At 70.5% G+C, this 18,225-nt stretch carries 12 protein-coding genes; all 12 read right to left on the bottom strand.

The window, feature by feature from the left end:
• Positions 1-1,572 carry a signal recognition particle protein gene (gene ffh, locus TU34_RS08370; protein WP_045822418.1) on the bottom strand — a complete coding sequence of 524 codons (1,572 nt, stop codon included), beginning with the start codon at positions 1,570-1,572 and terminating at the stop codon, positions 1-3.
• A gap of 4 nt (positions 1,573-1,576) precedes the next feature.
• The gene (locus TU34_RS08365; protein ID WP_045822417.1) at positions 1,577-4,219 is read right to left on the bottom strand and encodes a [protein-PII] uridylyltransferase; all 2,643 of its coding nucleotides are present in this window, start codon (positions 4,217-4,219) and stop codon (positions 1,577-1,579) included.
• 16 nt (positions 4,220-4,235) lie between these two features.
• Positions 4,236-4,574 (bottom strand): P-II family nitrogen regulator, encoded by a 339-nt coding sequence (locus TU34_RS08360; RefSeq protein ID WP_045822416.1) that lies wholly within the window; start codon positions 4,572-4,574, stop codon positions 4,236-4,238.
• 4 nt (positions 4,575-4,578) lie between these two features.
• Complete coding sequence (locus TU34_RS08355; RefSeq protein ID WP_045822415.1) at positions 4,579-5,961, bottom strand: ammonium transporter; 1,383 nt, start codon at positions 5,959-5,961, stop codon at positions 4,579-4,581.
• A gap of 243 nt (positions 5,962-6,204) precedes the next feature.
• Positions 6,205-7,599, bottom strand: a complete 1,395-nt coding sequence (ftsY, locus tag TU34_RS08350) for a signal recognition particle-docking protein FtsY (RefSeq protein ID WP_420835169.1) — start codon at positions 7,597-7,599, stop codon at positions 6,205-6,207.
• Positions 7,600-7,660: 61 nt separating this feature from the next.
• Complete coding sequence (gene smc / locus TU34_RS08345) at positions 7,661-11,269, bottom strand: chromosome segregation protein SMC (RefSeq protein WP_045822413.1); 3,609 nt, start codon at positions 11,267-11,269, stop codon at positions 7,661-7,663.
• A 99-nt stretch (positions 11,270-11,368) separates the two neighbouring features.
• Positions 11,369-11,665 (bottom strand): acylphosphatase, encoded by a 297-nt coding sequence (locus tag TU34_RS08340; protein ID WP_045822412.1) that lies wholly within the window; start codon positions 11,663-11,665, stop codon positions 11,369-11,371.
• Positions 11,662-12,096 carry an OsmC family protein gene (locus TU34_RS08335; RefSeq protein WP_045822411.1) on the bottom strand — a complete coding sequence of 145 codons (435 nt, stop codon included), beginning with the start codon at positions 12,094-12,096 and terminating at the stop codon, positions 11,662-11,664. Before TU34_RS08335 ends, TU34_RS08340 begins: the two co-directional genes overlap by 4 nt.
• A gap of 38 nt (positions 12,097-12,134) precedes the next feature.
• Positions 12,135-12,842, bottom strand: coding sequence for a response regulator (locus TU34_RS08330; RefSeq protein WP_045822410.1), 708 nt, complete (start codon positions 12,840-12,842; stop codon positions 12,135-12,137).
• Complete coding sequence (locus TU34_RS08325; RefSeq protein WP_045822449.1) at positions 12,842-15,496, bottom strand: sensor histidine kinase; 2,655 nt, start codon at positions 15,494-15,496, stop codon at positions 12,842-12,844. Before TU34_RS08325 ends, TU34_RS08330 begins: the two co-directional genes overlap by 1 nt.
• 33 nt (positions 15,497-15,529) lie before the next feature.
• On the bottom strand, positions 15,530-16,156 hold the full coding sequence (locus TU34_RS08320) for a potassium-transporting ATPase subunit C (RefSeq protein ID WP_045822409.1): 627 nt from the start codon (positions 16,154-16,156) through the stop codon (positions 15,530-15,532).
• Positions 16,157-16,162: 6 nt separating this feature from the next.
• Complete coding sequence (gene kdpB / locus TU34_RS08315) at positions 16,163-18,208, bottom strand: potassium-transporting ATPase subunit KdpB (RefSeq protein WP_238981221.1); 2,046 nt, start codon at positions 18,206-18,208, stop codon at positions 16,163-16,165.
• Between the last annotated feature and the right edge of the window lie 17 nt (positions 18,209-18,225).

The raw sequence follows: 18,225 nt of genomic DNA, 5'->3' as shown, positions 1-18,225 counted from the left end.
TCAGCCGCGTTTCTTCGGCTTCTGGAACTGCGAGATGTCGATGCCCTCGAGCCCCGGCGGCAGCTGATCGAGTCCGGCGGGCATGTTCGACAGGTCCGGGAACCCGGCGGGCATGCCGGGCATCCCCATCCCGGGCATGCCACCGCGCATCTTCGGCGGGGTGGGTCCGCGACCGGATCCCTTCTTCCCCTTCTTGCCCTTCTTGCTGCGGTTGGTGCGGCGGTTCGCGCCGGGCATGCCCATGCGTCCCGACATCGCCGCCATCATCTTGCGGGCCTCGTAGAAGCGGTCGACGAGCTGGTTGACCTCGCTCACCGCGACACCGGATCCGTTGGCGATACGCAGACGCCGCGAGGCGTTGATGATCTTCGGGTTGTCGCGTTCGGCGGGGGTCATGCCGCGGATGATCGCCTGCACACGGTCGAGCTGCTTGTCGTCGACCTGGCTCAGGGCGTCCTTCATCTGACCGGCCCCGGGCAACATGCCCAGCAGGTTCCCGATCGGCCCCATCTTCCGGATCATCAGCATCTGCTCGAGGAAGTCCTCGAGGGTGAGCTCGCCCTGGGTGATCTTCGCCGCGGCCGCCTCGGCCTGCGTGGCGTCCCAGTGCTCCTCGGCCTGCTCGATGAGGCTCAGGACGTCACCCATGCCCAGGATGCGGCTGGCCATGCGGTCGGGGTGGAAGGTGTCGAACTCCTCGAGCTTCTCGCCCGACGACGCGAACATGATCGGCGCACCGGTCATCTCGCGGATCGACAGCGCGGCGCCACCGCGGGCGTCACCGTCGAGTTTCGTCAGCACGACACCGGTGAAACCGACACCGGAGGCGAAGGCCTCGGCGGTGGTGACCGCGTCCTGTCCGATCATGGCGTCGACGACGAACAGGACCTCGTCGGGCTGCACGGCGTCGCGGATGCCCGCGGCCTGCGCCATCAGTTCCTCGTCGATGCCGAGTCGGCCGGCGGTGTCGACGATGACGATGTCGTGTTGCTTGGCGCGGGCCTCGGCGACACCGGCGCGCGCGACCTCCACCGGGTCGGCGGCGCTCACCCCGAGCTCGCCCTCGCCGCCGACCGAGGTCCCCGGATGCGGCGCGAACACCGGGGTGCCCGCACGCTCACCGACGATCTGCAGCTGGCTCACCGCGCCGGGGCGCTGGAGGTCACACGCCACGAGCAGTGGGGTGTGACCCTGCTTGGTCAACCACGCCGAGAGCTTGCCCGCCAACGTCGTCTTACCGGCACCCTGCAGACCCGCGAGCATGATGACCGTGGGCGGGGTCTTCGCGAACGCGATGCGCCGGGTCTCACCACCGAGGATGCCGACGAGCTCCTCGTTGACGATCTTGACGATCTGTTGCGCCGGGTTCAGCGCACCCGACACCTCCGCGCCCTTGGCGCGCTCCTTGATCCGGGCGATGAAGCCGCGGACCACCTGCAGCGACACGTCGGCATCGAGCAGGGCCAGGCGGATCTCCCGGCAGGTGCGGTCGATGTCGGCATCGGTGAGCTTTCCCTTGCCGCGCAGGTCTTTGAGTGCCCCGGTCAACCGGTCGGACAGCGAATCGAACATGGCCCTACCCTATCGGGACGCCGGCCGCGCTCGTCCCGTCGTCGTTCTCGCGGGGCGGTTCGGGCGGTGGGACCACCGTGAGCACCGCGTCGGCCAGCGTCCGACGCATCTCGTCGCCGTCCGGCGTTCCCGTCGGCAGCCGGAGACAGAACGTGTCCACGACGGTGCCGCCCATGGTCGACACCGAGGCCCACTCGATGGTCACCCCGTGGGTGTCGAGCACCGCGGCGACCCGGCTGAGCAACCCGGAGCGGTCGGCCGCGCGCAGCTCCATCACGACACGCTCGGGCGCACCGGAGTCGGCGGCTGCGCCGGCGGTGTCGGTCCCGGCGGGCTCGACGTCGAACCACAGCACCTTCGGCGGGGCCTGGGCGAACAGGGCGGGTACCGCGACCGGGGCGCCGTCGGGGTCGGTGACCGGCGGCGGCGCCGTGGGGATCGGTGAATCCCGTTCGCGGGCGTCGATGCGTGCGATGACGTCGAGGGTGCCCGCGGTCGCCTGCAGCAGTTGCTGTCGCAGCAGACCGGCGTCGGGCGGGTCGCCGAAGGCGGGTACCACGAGGAAGGTGTTGACGATGCTGTCGGCGTACGACTGGACCGCGGCGCTGCGGCAGCGCAGACCGTTCAGTGACAACACCCCGGCCATCTTCGACAGCAGGCCCGGCTGGTCGGGCGCGATCATCGTGACCAGGTGTGTGTGCATGCTGCCGGTCCCGACGATGTCGACGTGGACCCCGCCGGCCTTCGCCCGGTCGCGTTGGTCGTCGGTCAGCGGGTCCGGGCGGTGCAGCTGCTCACCGTCCATGACGCGCAGGCATTTGCGGACCAGGTCGCCGATGAGCGAGGCCTTCCAGTCGCCCCACACCCCGGGCCCGGTGGCCAGCGAGTCGGCCTCGGCGAGCGCGGCGAGCAGTTCGAGCAGCACCCGGTCTCCCCCGAGCGCGTCGACGACGGCCTGTGTCGTGGCGGGGTCGTCGAGGTCGCGGCGGGTCGCCGTCGCCGGGAGCAGCAGGTGATGACGCACCATGGCCGACAGCGTCGCGACGTCCTGCGGCCACAGTCCGAACCGGTTGCCGATCTGCGTGGCGAGTTCGGCGCCGACGATGCTGTGGTCGGCTCCGCGCCCCTTGCCGAGGTCGTGGAGCAGGGCACCGAGGACCAGCAGGTCCGGCCGCGACACCCGCGTCGTCATCGTCGAGGCATAGGCCGTGGTCTCCACGAGGTGCCGGTCGACGGTCCAGGTGTGGATGGCGTCGCGGGGCGGGAGGTCGCGCACCGCACCCCATTCGGGCAGCAGACGTCCCCAGAGGCCGGTGCGGTCGAGGGCCTCGATCGGCGCCACCATGTGTCGCCCGGTGCCCAGCAGCACCAACAGGTCGCTCAGTGCCTCGGCCGGCCACGGCTCACGCAGTTCGGGCGCGAAGTCGGCGAGCCGCGACAGGGTCGAGGCGCTGATGGGGAGTCCGGTGCGGGCCGACGCGCCGGCCACGCGCAGGATCAGTCCCGGGTCCTTGCTGGGAATCGCGTTGCGCGCCAACACCACTTCACCGGAGTGTTCGACGACACCCTCGTCGAGGGGGCGACGTACCGGTGAGCGACGCAGTTTCGCGAGACCGCGGCGCGGCAGCGCGTTGCCTGCGGTGCGCAGCCCGACCTCCACCGAGTAACTGATGGTGCGGGCGCTGTCGCTGATCACCCGCGCGAGGTCGAAGCGGTCGCCGATGCGCAATGCGGCACCGATCTCGTCGGCGTCCTGGGCGCGGAGTTGTTCGCGCGGGCGGCCGGCGATCCGGTGCAGTTCGGTGCGGATGTCGAGCAGCCGGTTGTAGGCCACCTGCAGCCCCGCCCCCGGGGAGTCGGGACGCAAGTTGGCCATGCCGTCGGTGAGCTGCGCGATCGCGAGTGCACCGAGCATCTGCACGTCACGCAGTCCGCCGCGGCCGTTCTTCAGGTCGGGTTCGGCGCGGTGGGCGATGTCGCCGCTGCGGCGCCACCGGTCCGACGCCTGGTCGACCAGTTCCGGGAACCGGGTGCGGATGTCGCTGCGCCACTGACGCCGGACGCCGCTGATGAGCAGCGTGGTCAGCGCCTCGTCACCGGCGATGTGCCGGGCCTCGAGCAGTCCGAGCGCGGCAGTCATGTCCGCTGCGGCGACCTGCAGGGCCTGCGGGACGGTGCGGACACTGTGGTCGAGCTTGATGTGGGCGTCCCACAGGGGGTACCAGAGCGCGTCGGCGACCTCGGACACACGGGCGGTGTCCATGTCGTCGTGCAGCAGGATCAGGTCGAGATCGGAGTGCGGCAGCAGTTCCTGGCGCCCCAATCCGCCGACGGCGACGATCGCGAAACCGCTGTCGGGGCGAACGCCGATCTCGGCGCCCTTGGTGGTGAGCCAGAAATCGTGGAGGTCGACGAGGATCTGCCGGAGTGCGGGTGCGTCGGCCCGCTTGGTGCCGTCAGTGGTGCGCAGCAGTCGGCGGCGGGCGTCGACGAGGTCGGTCGCCGCCGCGGGTGCGGCCGGGGTCGGGGTGCGCGGCCCGGACGATCGATCCGGCGACGGGGAAGGCCCCGCGTTCGACGTCGAGTCGGACGCAGGGCCTTCCGCGTGGTCGCCGTGCGAATCGTCACCGCTGGTCACGAAGGGCACAGGTGTACGTATACCTCTAGAGCGCGTCGCCGCCACGCTCGCCGGTGCGCACCCGCACCACCGAGTCGACCGGCGAGACCCAGACCTTGCCGTCACCGATCTTGCCGGTGCGCGCGGCCTCGACGATGACGTCGACCACCTTGTCCACGGCGGCGTCGTCGACGACGACCTCCACGCGGACCTTGGGGACGAAGTCGACCGAGTACTCCGCACCGCGGTAGACCTCGGTGTGGCCCTTCTGGCGGCCGTAGCCCTGGACCTCACTGACCGTCATACCCAGGACCCCGGCCTGCTCGAGCCCGGTCTTGACGTCCTCCAGTGTGAACGGTTTGACGATTGCTGTGATCAGTTTCACTGACTCATCCCTCCTTGCCGAGAGCGACGCCGCTCTGGCTCAATGCGCTGCTTCCGGAGCTTCCACCGAGTGCGGCGAAGTCGTAGGCGGACTCGGCGTGTTGCGACTCGTCGGCACCTTCGGCCTCACCCTCGGGATCGATACGGAGTCCGATGGTGAACTTGATGATCAGAGCAATTATGGCAGTTGCGATGGCGGAGTAGCCCAGCACCGCGAACGCCCCGACCGCCTGGCGCCACAGCTGATCGAATCCGCCGCCGTAGAACAGACCGTCGACCGCAGCCGGGGCCTGGTGGGTGGCGACCAGTCCGACCAGCAGCGTTCCGATGAGACCACCGACGAGGTGGACGCCGACGACGTCGAGCGAATCGTCGAACCCGAGCTTGTACTTCAGTCCGACCGCCAGGGCACAGATCGCACCGGCGACGACACCGATGACGAGCGCGCCGAGGACGTTCACCGAGGAACACGACGGGGTGATGGCGACCAGACCGGCGACGACACCCGACGCGCCACCGAGCGAGGTGGCGTGGCCGTCGCGGATGACCTCGACGACGAGCCAGGCGAGCATGGCCGCGGCGGTGGCGACGGTGGTGGTGAGGAAGGTCGAGCCCGCGACACCGTTCGACGCGGTGGCCGAACCGGCGTTGAAGCCGTACCAGCCGAACCACAGCAGACCGGCGCCGAGCATCACGAACGGCAAATTGTGCGGACGCATCGGGGTGCCGGGCCAGCCGCGGCGCTTGCCGAGGATGATCGCGAGGACGAGGCCCGCGACACCGGCGTTGATGTGGACCGCGGTACCGCCGGCGAAGTCGATCGCCTTGAGCTTGTTGGCGATCCAGCCGCCGGTCTCACCGGTGTAGCCGTCGAACGCGAACACCCAGTGCGCGACCGGGAAGTAGACGATGGTCGACCACAGGACGGTGAACGCGGCCCAGGCACTGAACTTCATGCGGTCGGCCACGGCGCCCGAGACGAGGGCCACGGTGATGATGGCGAACATGAGCTGGAAGACGACGAACACCGACAGCGGGAGCGTGCCGAAGAGTGGGATGTTGACCGCCTCGGAGGCCGCGGTCCCGGTGGCCGGGTCGGCGGCGACCGCAGCCGCGCCGTTGCCGCTGATCACGCCCTTGAGCCCGAGGTACTGCCCCGGGTCGCCGATGATGTTCCCCTTGTCGTCGCCGAAGGCGAAGGAGAATCCGTAGAGCACCCAGAGCACGGTCACGATGCCCATCGCGATGACGCTCATCATGATCATGTTGAGGACGTTCTTGGCGCGCACCATGCCGCCGTAGAAGAACGCCAGACCTGGGGTCATCAGCAACACGAGCGCTGCGCTCGCGAGCATCCAGGCGGTGTCTCCGGTATCCGGGACACCCATTGCGGGGTAAGCCACCCTATTCCTCCTCGATTTTCATCACCACGGCATGAGGCCGCGGCTTCGATCTGGGAGAACTTTCCTATCCGGATGTTTCGGTGATGGCTACTGCATGTTTCCCGGGTGTGAACGGATCGGCGCCTCATATTTCGCGCAGGTATCGCCCCAGGTCAGAAAGTCGTGAGCCGAGGCAAACGACTCGCGCGATCGGGCAAAACGGGCGCAGCGGGACGGCAGTGGGTCGGCTCAGCCCAACAGGGCGTCGACGAACGCACCCGGCTCGAACGGCGCCAGATCGTCGGCACCCTCGCCGAGTCCGACGAGTTTCACCGGGACCCCGAGCTCGTGCTGCACGTGGAAGACGATGCCGCCCTTCGCCGTGCCGTCGAGCTTGGTGAGCACGACGCCGGTGATCGAGACGACCTCGGCGAACACCTTCGCCTGCATCATCCCGTTCTGGCCCGTCGTCGCGTCGAGGACCAGCAGCACCTCGTCGACCGCGGTCTTCTTCTCGATCACTCGCTTGACCTTGCCGAGCTCGTCCATCAGACCGGTCTTGGTGTGCAGCCTGCCCGCGGTGTCGACCACCACGACGTCGACACCGTCGGCGACACCGGTGGCGACCGCATCGAACGCGACCGACGCGGGATCGGCACCCTCGCGTCCCCGGACGGTCTGCGCCCCGACGCGCTCCCCCCAGGTCTGCAGCTGATCGGCGGCCGCGGCGCGGAAGGTGTCCGCCGCGCCCAGCAGCACACGACGACCGTCGGCGACCAGCACGCGCGCGAGCTTGCCGACGGTGGTGGTCTTGCCCGTGCCGTTGACGCCCACCACGAGCAACACCGCGGGTACGCCGGCGTGCGGGAGCGCCCGGATCGAGCGGTCGAGATCGGGCATCAACTCGGCCATGAGCACCGTTCGGAGCAGTGCGCGGACCTCCGCGGCGGTGCGGACCGACGACGTCGCCAACCCGGTGCGCAACGCGTCGACGACGCGGGCGGTGGTGGCGCTGCCGAGGTCGGCCGAGATGAGCGTGTCCTCGATCTCCTCCCAGGAGTCCTCGTCGAGATCGCCGCCACCGAGCAGTCCCAGCACGCCCTTGCCGAGGGTGCCCTGCGAACGGGCCAGGCGGCCGCGCAGTCGGAGCAACCGGCCGTCGACCGGCTCGATGACGTCGAGCGGCGCGGGCGTGGCGAGGGCCGAGGCATCGGTGTCGGCCGTCTCGGGCTCGGCGCCGGTCGTGTCCACATCCGGCGTGTCGAGATCCGGTGTGTCCAGATCGGGCAGGGAGATGTCCTTCATCCCCCGCTGCGCGGAATCGCGCGGGACCGACGCGTCGTCGCCGACACCGGGCTGGCCGTCGGTCTCGGTGCGCTCGTAGGTCGTGGCAGGCGGTGTCACGGTCGGCGGGGGCGCCGACGTCGTCTCCGCGGGCGGATCGGCGAGACCGGCGCCGCCACCCTGGCTGAAGGTGAAACCACCGCCCGCCTGGTAGCCGCCCGAGCGATCGACCTCACGGGTGGGCTGATCGGTCGAGGTGCCGTCCCGCAACGAGATACGGCGCCGGTTCGCGACGACCCGGGCGATCAACACGACGGCGAGGATCGCGACGATCACGCCGACGACGATGCCGATGCCGATGATGAGTTCGGTGTTCACGTGAGTCATTGTGTCAGCCGACGCCTCGGCGCCGACGAGCCGATCAGGCGCCCGACGTGGTGACGTCCATGCCGCGCAGGCGCTGGGAGATGACGGTGGTGATGCCGTCGCCCTGCATGCTCACCCCGTAGAGCGCGTCGGCGATCTCCATCGTCGGCTTCTGGTGGGTGATGACGATCAGCTGCGAGCGTTCCCGGAGTTGCTCGAACAGCCGGATGAGGCGCCGCAGGTTCGTGTCGTCGAGGGCGGCCTCCACCTCGTCCATCACGTAGAACGGCGAGGGCCGCGCCCGGAAGATCGCGACGAGCATCGCCACGGCGGTCAGCGACTTCTCCCCACCCGACAGCAGCGAGAGCCGCTTGACCTTCTTGCCCGGGGGGCGCGCCTCCACCTCGATGCCCGTGGTGAGCATGTCGGTGGGGTCGGTGAGCACCAGCCGTCCGTCGCCCCCGGGGAACAGGGTCTTGAACACCTCGACGAACTCGCGCTCGACGTCGGCATAGGCCTCGGTGAACACCTGCAGGATCTTCGCGTCGACGTCGTCGACGACGTCGAGGAGATCGCGACGCGCGCTGCGGACGTCCTCGAGCTGGGTGGAGAGGAAGGTGTAGCGCTCCTCGAGGGCCGCGAACTCCTCCAGGGCGAGCGGGTTGACCTTGCCCAGGGTGGTGAGGTCCTTCTGGGCGCGTTTGGCGCGCGCCTCCTGGACCGCGCGGTCGAATCGCATGGGTGCCGGCGCGACCACGATCTCGCCACGCTCGACGGCCTGCCGGTACTCGGTCATCTCGAGCTCGGTCGGCGGCAACTCCACATCGGGGCCGTACTCGGCGAGCAGGTCGTCGAGGCCGATGGCGTGGGTGGAGACGATCTGCTCCTCGAGCTGCTCCACCCGCAGCGCCGCCTGCGCCCCGGCGACCTCGTCGGCGTGGAGCCGATCGCGCAGTCGGTTCAGTTCACCGGTGAGCTCGGCGACCTGGCGTCGTGCGGCGTCGAGCAGCGCCGCACGGTCGGTGCGTGCGGTCTCGAGGTCGTCGCGGGTCCGCTGCGCATCGGCCACCGCACCGCTCAGGCGGACGATGATGTCGTCGGCCGCGGTCACCACCACCTCGGCCACTGCGGCGGCGTGCGCCCGGGCGCGGTTCTGTCGTTCGGCGCGGGCACGGGCCTCGCGCTCGGATTCGGCGGCGCGGCGCAGGGAATCGGCACGTCCCCGCACCGACGCCAGGCGTTCCTCTGCGGTGCGCAACGCCAGCCGCGCCTCGGTCTCGGTGGTCCGGGCCTCGGCCACGGCGCCGGCCGCGGCGACACGTTCACCGTCGGTGTCGAGATCGGTCCCCTCGTCGTCGGGGTCCACCTGCGCCGCGCGCAGCCGCTCCTCCATCTCGGCGAGTTCGGCGAGGGCGGTGGTGCGGCCCGCTTCGATCGCGCTGCGCTGGGCGGCGAGGCGGGCCGACTCGTCGCGGGCGGCGCGCACGGTCTGACCCAGGCGGGCGAGCTGTTCGTAGACCGCGCCGACCGCCGCGTCGGATTCGTGCAGGGCCACCAGGGCGTCGTCGGCGGACTGGCGGCGGGCCTCCTGCTCGCCGAGGGCACCCGAGAGCGCCGCGGCGATCTCCTCGCCCTGGTGGGCGGTGATGACGAGATCGGCCTTGGCGGAGTCGATGTCGGCCTGCAACTCGAGGGTGGAGGGCCGACGGTCGGAGCCGCCGCTGATCCACCCCGGGCCCAGCACGTCGCCGTCGAGGGTCACCACGTGCAGTCGGTCGCCGGCCTCGCGGGCACGCGCGGCCACGTCGGCGGCGACGGTGTCACTGTCGGCGACGACGGTGTCGGCGAGCAGCAGGTCGACCGCGCCACGCAGCTGCTCCGGGGCGGTCACCACCTCGGCGGCCCACCGCGCGCCCGGCGGCAGCGCGGGGCCCTGGCGCCGGGGCGCACTCAACCCGCCGAGCAACAGGGCGGCACGGCCGGCGTCGGCGTCCTTGAGTGTCGCGAGCGCGGTGCGGGCGGCGTCGGTGTCGTCGGCGGCGACGGCGTCGGCGGCCGGACCGAGCGCGGCGGCGATCGCGGCCTCGTAGCCGGGGGCGACCTTCACCAGGTCGACCACCGAACCCTGCAGTCCCCGAACGTCGTTCGACAGGAGCCAGGCGCCGCCGTCCTTGCGCGTGAGGTTCGTCGACAACGCCTCGATACGGGCGGTGAGCGACGCGACCCGTTGTTCGGCGGCGCGTTCGGCGGCCTGCAGCTCCGCGACGCGTTCGTTCGCGTGGTTGAGGGCGACGACGCTGCGTTCGTGGTGCTCGTCGAGGCCGCGTTCGGTCGCGTCGAGGTCGCCGACGGTCGCCGCGACGGTGTCGAGTTCGGCCTGCGCCTCGTCGGCGCGGCGGTCGGCGTCGACGATCGCGGCCGACAGGCGGGCCGCCTCGGCGTCGGTCGACCCCGCGCGGGTGGCGAGGTTGGTGACCTGACCTTCCAGACGCACCAATCCCTCACGCCGGTCGGCGACCGCGCGGACCGCCGCCAGATGGGCCCTGTCGGCCTGCGCGGCAATCGATTCCGCAGCCGCCAGCGCCGCCCGGGTGGCCTGGAGCGCATCGTCGGCCTCGGTGACCGCGTAGGCGCGGATCTCCTCCTCCTCGGCGGCGGCGGCCGCCTGGGCGTCGAGTTCGTCGGGATCGCGTCCGGTGGCGGCCGCGACCACGGGTTCGGCGAGGTGGCGCACCCGCTCGGAGGCGACGCGCCGGGTGGCGTCGACCCGTTCGGCCAGGGCCGAGAGTCGGAACCAGGCCGCGGCGGCCTGCTGTGCCGCGGGGGCGATCGAGGCGACCTGGGTCTCCAGGTCGGTCATCTCGGCCGTCGCGCGATCGAGTTCGGCGGCGACGCGGTCGGAGTTCTCCCTGATGAGGCTCTCGGTGGCGGTCTGCTCGGCCATGGCGGTCCGCAGGGTCACGAGGTCGTCGGCGGCCAGCCGCAGACGGGCGTCGCGCAGATCGGCCTGCACGGTCTGCGCGCGACGGGCGACCTCGGCCTGGCGACCCAGCGGCTTGAGCTGTCGACGCAGCTCGTCGGTCAGATCGGTGAGACGGGCGAGGTTCGCCTGCATCGACTCGAGTTTGCGGACGGCCTTCTCTTTGCGCTTGCGGTGCTTGAGGACCCCAGCTGCCTCCTCGATGAACGCACGACGGTCCTCGGGACGCGACTCGAGGATCGCCGAGAGTCGTCCCTGCCCCACGATCACGTGCATCTCGCGGCCGATGCCGGAGTCGCTGAGCAGTTCCTGCACGTCCATGAGGCGACACGTGCTGCCGTTGATCTCGTACTCGCCGGCGCCGTCGCGGAACATCCGCCGGGTCACCGAGACCTCGGAGTAGTCGATCGGCAGGGCGCCGTCGGAGTTGTCGATGGTGAGGGTGACCTCGGCGCGGCCCAGCGGCGGGCGCCCGGAGGTCCCGGCGAAGATGACGTCCTCCATCTTGCCGCCGCGCAGGGCCTTGGCCCCCTGCTCCCCCATCACCCAGGTCAGCGCGTCGACGACGTTGGATTTACCCGATCCGTTCGGTCCGACGACGCAGGTGATCCCCGGCTCGAAGCGCAGGGTGGTGGCCGACGCGAAGGACTTGAATCCCTTCAGCGTCAGGCTCTTGAGGTGCACGACGGTAGAGATTACCCACGTCGCACACCACCGGTGGACATCCCAGTCGTCGCCGGGCGGTCACCGGGGCGAAACCTCCGCCTCACCTGTCGGTTCGGTTCACCGTTCGACGAATCCCTCGAGTCCCCCGACGGCGGGTCCGACGTCGTCCACCACGAGATCGACCCGCCCCGGTGTGGTGTCACCCCGCAGGAGACGGAGGAGTCCGTCGACGGCGTCGCGTGGTCCCTCGGCGACGACGAGCACCCGGCCGTCCGGCTGGTTGGTGGCGTGCCCGACCAACCCCAGTTCGAGCGCACGCGCTCGCGTCCACCAACGGAACCCCACACCCTGCACGCGCCCGTGGACCCACGCCGTGAGCCGAAGGGTGTCGTCGGCGTCGGTGGGCCCGCTCATCGTGTCGGCAGGGTGAGCGACACCTCGGTGCCCGCCTTCAGGGTGCGGCCGACGGTGCACGACGCGTCGACGGCGCGTGCGACCACGGTGAGGAGACGCTGCGCGGTGTCGGCGTCGAGCCCGGACAGGTCGATGTCGAGCTCCTCGTCGAGCCGCGGGTAGACCTCGGCGTCGCGATCGGCGGCGCCGGAGACGCGCACGGTCGCGGCGTAGTGGTCGCCGAGCCGCCGCGCCAGCGGTGCGTCCGAGCTCATCCCGGTGCACGCGGCCAGGGCGATCTTCAGCAGCTCACCCGGGGTGAAGACGCCCTCGACGTCCTCGGACCCGACGAGCACCTGCGCGCCGCGCGAGCTGTGGCCGGTGTAGCGGCGGGTGCCGGTGCGCTCGACCCAGAGTGTCGTGGCGGCGGGGGTGGTGTTCTCGGTGCTCATAGCAGCATTGAACACCGTGCCGGGACCCCGAATTCCGCTCACCGGACGAAGCGGTACCCCATCCCGGCCTCGGTGATGAGGTGGCGCGGGTGCGTCGGATCGGGTTCGAGTTTGCGTCGCAGACCCGCGAGATACACGCGCAGATAGTGGGTCTGCGAGTCGTAGGACGGTCCCCACACCTCGTGGAGCAACTCGCGTTGCCCCACCAGCTTGCCCTCGTTGCGCACCAGCATCTCCAGCACACCCCATTCGGTCGGGGTGAGATGGACGTCGGTCCCCTCCCGGGTGACGAGCTTCGCGCGCAGGTCCACCACGAACGACCCGGCGTCGACGACGGGTTCCTCCAGCCCCGGGGAGGGGGCGCTCGCACGCCGGACGGCGGCACGGAGACGGGCCAGCAGTTCCTCCATCCCGAACGGCTTGGTCACGTAGTCGTCGGCGCCGGCGTCGAGGGCCTGGACCTTGTCGCCGGAGTCGGTGCGCGCCGAGAGGACGATCACCGGGACGGTCGTCCACCCGCGCAGGCCCTCGAGGACCTCGAACCCGTCGATGTCGGGCAGGCCGAGGTCAAGGATCACCACCTGGGGGTTCGTCTGGGCGGCCGCACGCAGTGCGCCGGCACCGGTCGAGGCGGTCGTCACGTCGAATCCACGGGCGTTCAGGTTGATGCGCAGCGCGCGCAGGATCTGCGGCTCGTCGTCGACGACGAGGACGCGTGTGTGCTCGACCGGTTGCGGTTGTGACATCAGTGGCCCCCCAGGGATTCGCGCGCGAGGCGGTGGTCGTCGGACGGTCGTGGTTCCCCCGGCGCGCCGGGGAGGTCGACGACGAGGGTCAGGCCCCCACCGTCGGTGTCGACCGCCTCGAGTCGACCGTCCATCGCCTCGGTGAACCCCTGCGCCACGGACAGACCCAGACCCACACCGGAACTCGCGTTCTGATCACCGACCCGGTGGAACGCGGCGAACATCTGCTCGCGATCGGCCGGGGCGATGCCCGCGCCGTGGTCGATGACACGGATCAGCACGCGCGTCGGGGCGTCGGGATCGGTGACCGAGGTCGAGGTGCCGATGCCCTGGCCGGGACCCTCGGTGACGACCTCGGCGCACACGGTCACCTCGCCCTCACCCTCTGCCCCGTATCCGTCACCGCGCCCACTGTGCCGCAACCCGTTGTCGATGAGGTTCGCCAACACGCGTTCCAGCAGAACGGGATCGGCGTAGACGAGCGTGTCACCGAGTTCGAGTCGCACCCGCGCGAGCTGGCGCGTGTCGTACGCCGACATGCCCACCAGCACTCGGCTGACGACCTCGGTGAGGTAGACGAACTTCATCTGCGGTCGCACCACACCGGCGGCCAGACGCGAGGAGTCGAGCAGGTTGCCCACCAGGGCGGTGAGGTGGTCGGTCGACTCCTCGATCGTCGCCAGCAGCTCGGCGGTGTCCTCGGCCGAGAAGGACACGTCGGTGCTGCGCAGGCTCGACGCCGCGGCCTTCACCGCGGCGAGCGGGGTCCGCAGATCGTGGCTCACCGCCGAGAGCAGGGCACGTCGCAGTCGGTCGGTCTCGCTGAGCGCCTTGGCGTTCGAGGCCTCCTCGGCGAGCTGGCGGCGCTCCACCACCGCGGCGGCCTGCGACGCGACGGCGGTCAACACCCGACGGTCGCGGCCGGTCACCACCGGGCCGCGCAGCAGCAACGCGTAGGGACCCGACGGCACGGTGCAGACGGTGTCGGCCTGCGCCGGGGCGGTCGCCGGGTCGTCGCCGACCGCGTCGGTGACCACCGGGGCCGAGGCGCCCTCGTCGATCCGCACCACCGACACCGACCGTTGATCGAAGGTGGTCCGGACGAGATCGAGCAGGGTGGCGAGGCCCTGTCCCCGGAGCACCGCCCCGGCGAAGGTGGTCAGCAGCTCGGCCTCCCTGGCCGCGCGGGTGGCCTCCCGCCTCCGCACGGTCGCCGAATCCACCAGCACGGCAACGGCGATGGCGATCAGCAACATCACCACGATCGTCGACAGGTTCTCGACGCTGTCGATGGTGAACGTGTAGCGGGGTGCGGTGAAGAAGAAGTTGAGCAGCAGTCCCGAGGTGATCGCGGTGAGCGCCGCGGGCCCGACACCGCCGAGCATCGAGATCGCCAGCACCACCACGAAGAAGATGGCGGTCTCGCTGGCGAACCCCAGCCACCGGTCGAGACCGAAGATCGCGGCGGCGGCCACGCACGGGACCACCACCGCCAGCACCCAGCTCAGCGGTCGGTGCAGACGGGTCTCGCGGATGTCGAGCCGGTTGCGTCGTCGCGCCTGGTCGTGGGTGACCATGTGGACGTCGATCTTCCCCGACATCCGCACCACGGTGGCCCCGGTCCCCTCGTCGAGGAGTCGTTGCCATCGTGATCGGCGCGAGGTCCCCATCACCAGCTGCGTGGCGTTCACGCCGCGGGCGAAGTCGAGGAGGGTCTCGGGGATGGAATCGCCCACCGCGGTGTGGATCCGGGCGCCGAAACCGGCGGCCAGTTCGGTGAGCGAGGGCATCTCACCGGAGAGTCGGTCGAGGAGGCCGTCGCCGCGGACCACGTGCACCGCGATCAGTTCCGCGCTCGACCGCGAGGCGATCCGTGATGCGCGGCGCAGCAGGGTCGCCGACTCGGGGCCACCGGTGACCGCGACGACGACGCGTTCACGGGTCTCCCAGGTGTCGGTGATCGCGTGTTCGGCTCGATAGTCGGCCAGCGAGTCGTCGACCCGGTCGGCGAGCCACAGCAGCGCCAACTCCCGCAGGGCCGTGAGGTTGCCCTGGCGGAAGTAGTTGACGAGCGCACCCTGGATGCGCTCACCCGGGTAGACCTTGCCCGCGGCGAGGCGCCGCCGCAGCGCCTCGGGGGCGATGTCGACCAGTTCGATCGCGTCGGCCGCACGCACGATCTCGTCGGGGACGGTCTCGCGCTGGGTGACGCCGGTGATCTGGGCGACGACGTCGTTGAGGCTCTCGAGGTGCTGGATGTTGACCGTGGAGAGCACCGAGATGCCGGCGTCGACGATGTCGCGGATGTCCTCCCACCGTTTGGCGTTGCGACTGCCGGGGGCGTTGCTGTGCGCGAGTTCGTCGACCAGCACCACGTCGGGAGCGCGGGCCAGGACCGCCTCCAGATCGAGTTCGGACAGAACGGTGCCCCGGTACTCGATCGTCACGGTCGGGATGACCTCGATGCCCTCGAGCATCCGTGCGGTGCCCGTCCGACCGTGCGTCTCGACGACCGCGGCGACCACGTCGGCACCCTCGGCCGCCAGAGTCGCGGCCTGCGCCAGCATCTCGTAGGTCTTGCCGACGCCGGGAGCGCAGCCCAGGAAGATCTGCAGGGTGCCGCGCCGTTCGGCGCTCTCGGGTCCGGTGGTCACCACACGATCATCGTCGGACGCCGCCACCGCCCGCTACCCGCACTTCGGTGCCGTGGCGCCCAAGGCGATGTTGACCTCGAGGACGTTCACGCGCGACTGGCCCAGGAACCCGAGCTGGCGATCGGAGGTGTGCGCGTCGATCACCGCCTGCACGCGCTGCGGGGTCAGATTGCGGACGCGTGCGATCCGGGGCACCTGCAGCGCCGCGTAGGCCTCGCTGATGTCGGGGTCGAGCCCGGAACCCGACCCGGTGACGGCGTCGACGGGGACCTGCCCGGGCGTGATGCCCTCGCGGGCCGCGATGGCCGCGCGGCGTGCATCGATGTTCTTGGCGAGCAGTTCGCTGTTGGGTCCCTGCTGGCTCGCCGCCGACGCCGACGGGTCTCCGGGGGCGAACGGGTCGTCGGCCGAGCCGACCACCCGTGAGTGCAGATAGGGGTCGGGCGTTCCGGCGGGAACCGCGATGTCGACGCCGAGCAGCTTCGACCCGACAACGCACCCGTTGGCGTCGGTGACCTGCGATCCCTCGGCGGAGTGGGTGGTCAGGCGCGAGACGCCCCACACCGCGGCGGGATAGGCCACCCCCAACAGCAGCGTCAGGCCGATGAGCACGGCGAGACCGACGAGCGACTGGCGCACGACGTTTCGGATGACGAGCATGTGCTGCTACCCCATTCCCGGGAGAAAGCGGACGACGAGATCGATGAGCCAGATGCCGACGAACGGTGACACCACACCGCCGACGCCGTAGAGGAGCAGGTTGCGCCCGAGCAGCCTCGAGGCCGACGACGGCCGGTAGCGAACGCCTTTGAGCGACAGCGGGATCAGCGCGACGATGATGAGCGCGTTGAAGATGACCGCCGACACGATCGCCGACTGCGCCGAGTGCAGGCGCATCACGTTGAGCGAGTCGAGCTGGGGGTAGATGCCGGTGAACAGTGCGGGCAGGATGGCGAAGTACTTGGCGAGGTCGTTGGCGAGGGAGAACGTGGTGAGGGCACCGCGGGTGATCAGCAATTGCTTGCCGATCGCGACCACGTCGATGAGCTTGGTCGGGTCGGAGTCGAGATCGACCATGTTCCCGGCCTCTTTGGCCGCCGAGGTACCGGTGTTCATCGCCAGGCCGACGTCGGCCTGCGCCAGCGCCGGTGCGTCGTTGGTGCCGTCGCCGGTCATCGCGACGAGCCGTCCACCGGTCTGCTCGGTCTTGATCAGTGCGAGTTTGTCCTCCGGGGTGGCCTCGGCGATGTAGTCGTCGACGCCGGCCTCGGCGGCGATCGCCGCGGCGGTGCGCGGGTTGTCGCCGGTCACCATCACCGTCTTGATGCCCATGGCGCGCAACTGCGCGAACCGTTCGGCCATACCGGGTTTCACCACGTCGGACAACGCGATCACCCCGAGGACGCGGACCGGGGCCGACCCTGCGCGGTCGGCCACCAGCAGCGGTGTGCCGCCACCGGCCGCGATCTGTTCGACCGCGGAGGTGACCGCGTCATCGACGGTCGTTCCCCCCTCGCGGGCCCAGCGCACCACCGCGTCGGCGGCCCCCTTGCGGATCAGCAGGTCACCCTCGTCGGGGAGGTCGAGACCGCTCATCCGGGTCTGGGCGGTGAAGGCGACGATGGTGGCGGCGCCCGGTGCGGGTCGCAGCGCGTCGACGTCGACGCCGTAGCGCTCACGGCAGAGGTCGATGATGCTGCGGCCCTCGGGGGTGTCGTCGCCGAGGCTCGAACGGCATGCCGCGCCTGCGATGTCGCCGATCGCGACGCCGGGTGCCGGGACGAGCGCGGTGGCCCTGCGGTTGCCGAAGGTGATGGTGCCGGTCTTGTCCATCAACAGGGTGTCGATGTCGCCGGCCGCCTCGACCGCGCGCCCCGACATCGCGAGCACGTTGCGTTGGACGAGCCGGTCCATGCCCGCGATGCCGATCGACGACAGCAGCGCGCCGATCGTGGTCGGGATGAGGCACACCAGCAGCGCGATGAGCTTCACCGGATCGGGGGTCGACCCCGCGTACTGCTGCATGGGTCCGATGGCGACGACCGCGAGCAGGAAGATGACGGTGAGGCTCGCGAGGAGGATGTCGAGGGCGATCTCGTTCGGTGTCTTCTTCCGCGACGCGCCCTCGACGAGGGCGATCATCCGGTCGACGAACGACTCGCCGGGCATGGTGGTGATCTCGACGACGATGCGGTCCGACAGGACCACGGTGCCCCCGGTCACCGCGCAGCGGTCGCCGCCGGACTCTCGGATCACCGGCGCCGATTCACCGGTGATCGCCGATTCGTCGACGGTGGCGATGCCCTCGACGACATCGCCGTCACCGGCGATCACCTCGCCCGCCTCGACGACGATGCGGTCACCGATCGTCAGATCCGAGCCGGGGACCTCGGTGATCGACCCGTCGTCACCGAGACGCCGGGCCATGGTGTCGCGCTTCACCTTCCGCAAGCTCGCGGCCTGGGCCTTCCCGCGACCCTCGGCCACCGCCTCGGCGAGGTTGGCGAACAGCGAGGTGAACCAGAGCCAGAAGGCGATGGCCCACGAGAACCACGACGGCTGGTAGATCGCGAGCAAGGTGGTCGCGATGGCCCCGAGGTAGACCACGAACATGACGGGGTTGCGGGCCTGGTCGCGCGGGGTGAGCTTGCGTACGGCGTCGGGCAGGGAACGGACGAGCTGGGTCGGCGAGAACGCCCCGCTGCCGGCCATGTCGTCCGACACCGCGG

This window comes from Williamsia herbipolensis, from assembly GCF_000964005.1.
In the GTDB taxonomy this organism is placed as follows: Bacteria; Actinomycetota; Actinomycetes; order Mycobacteriales; family Mycobacteriaceae; genus Williamsia_A; species Williamsia_A herbipolensis.
The sequence above is the reverse complement of the archived record's forward strand: the minus strand, read 5'-3'. Positions and strand labels throughout refer to the sequence as shown.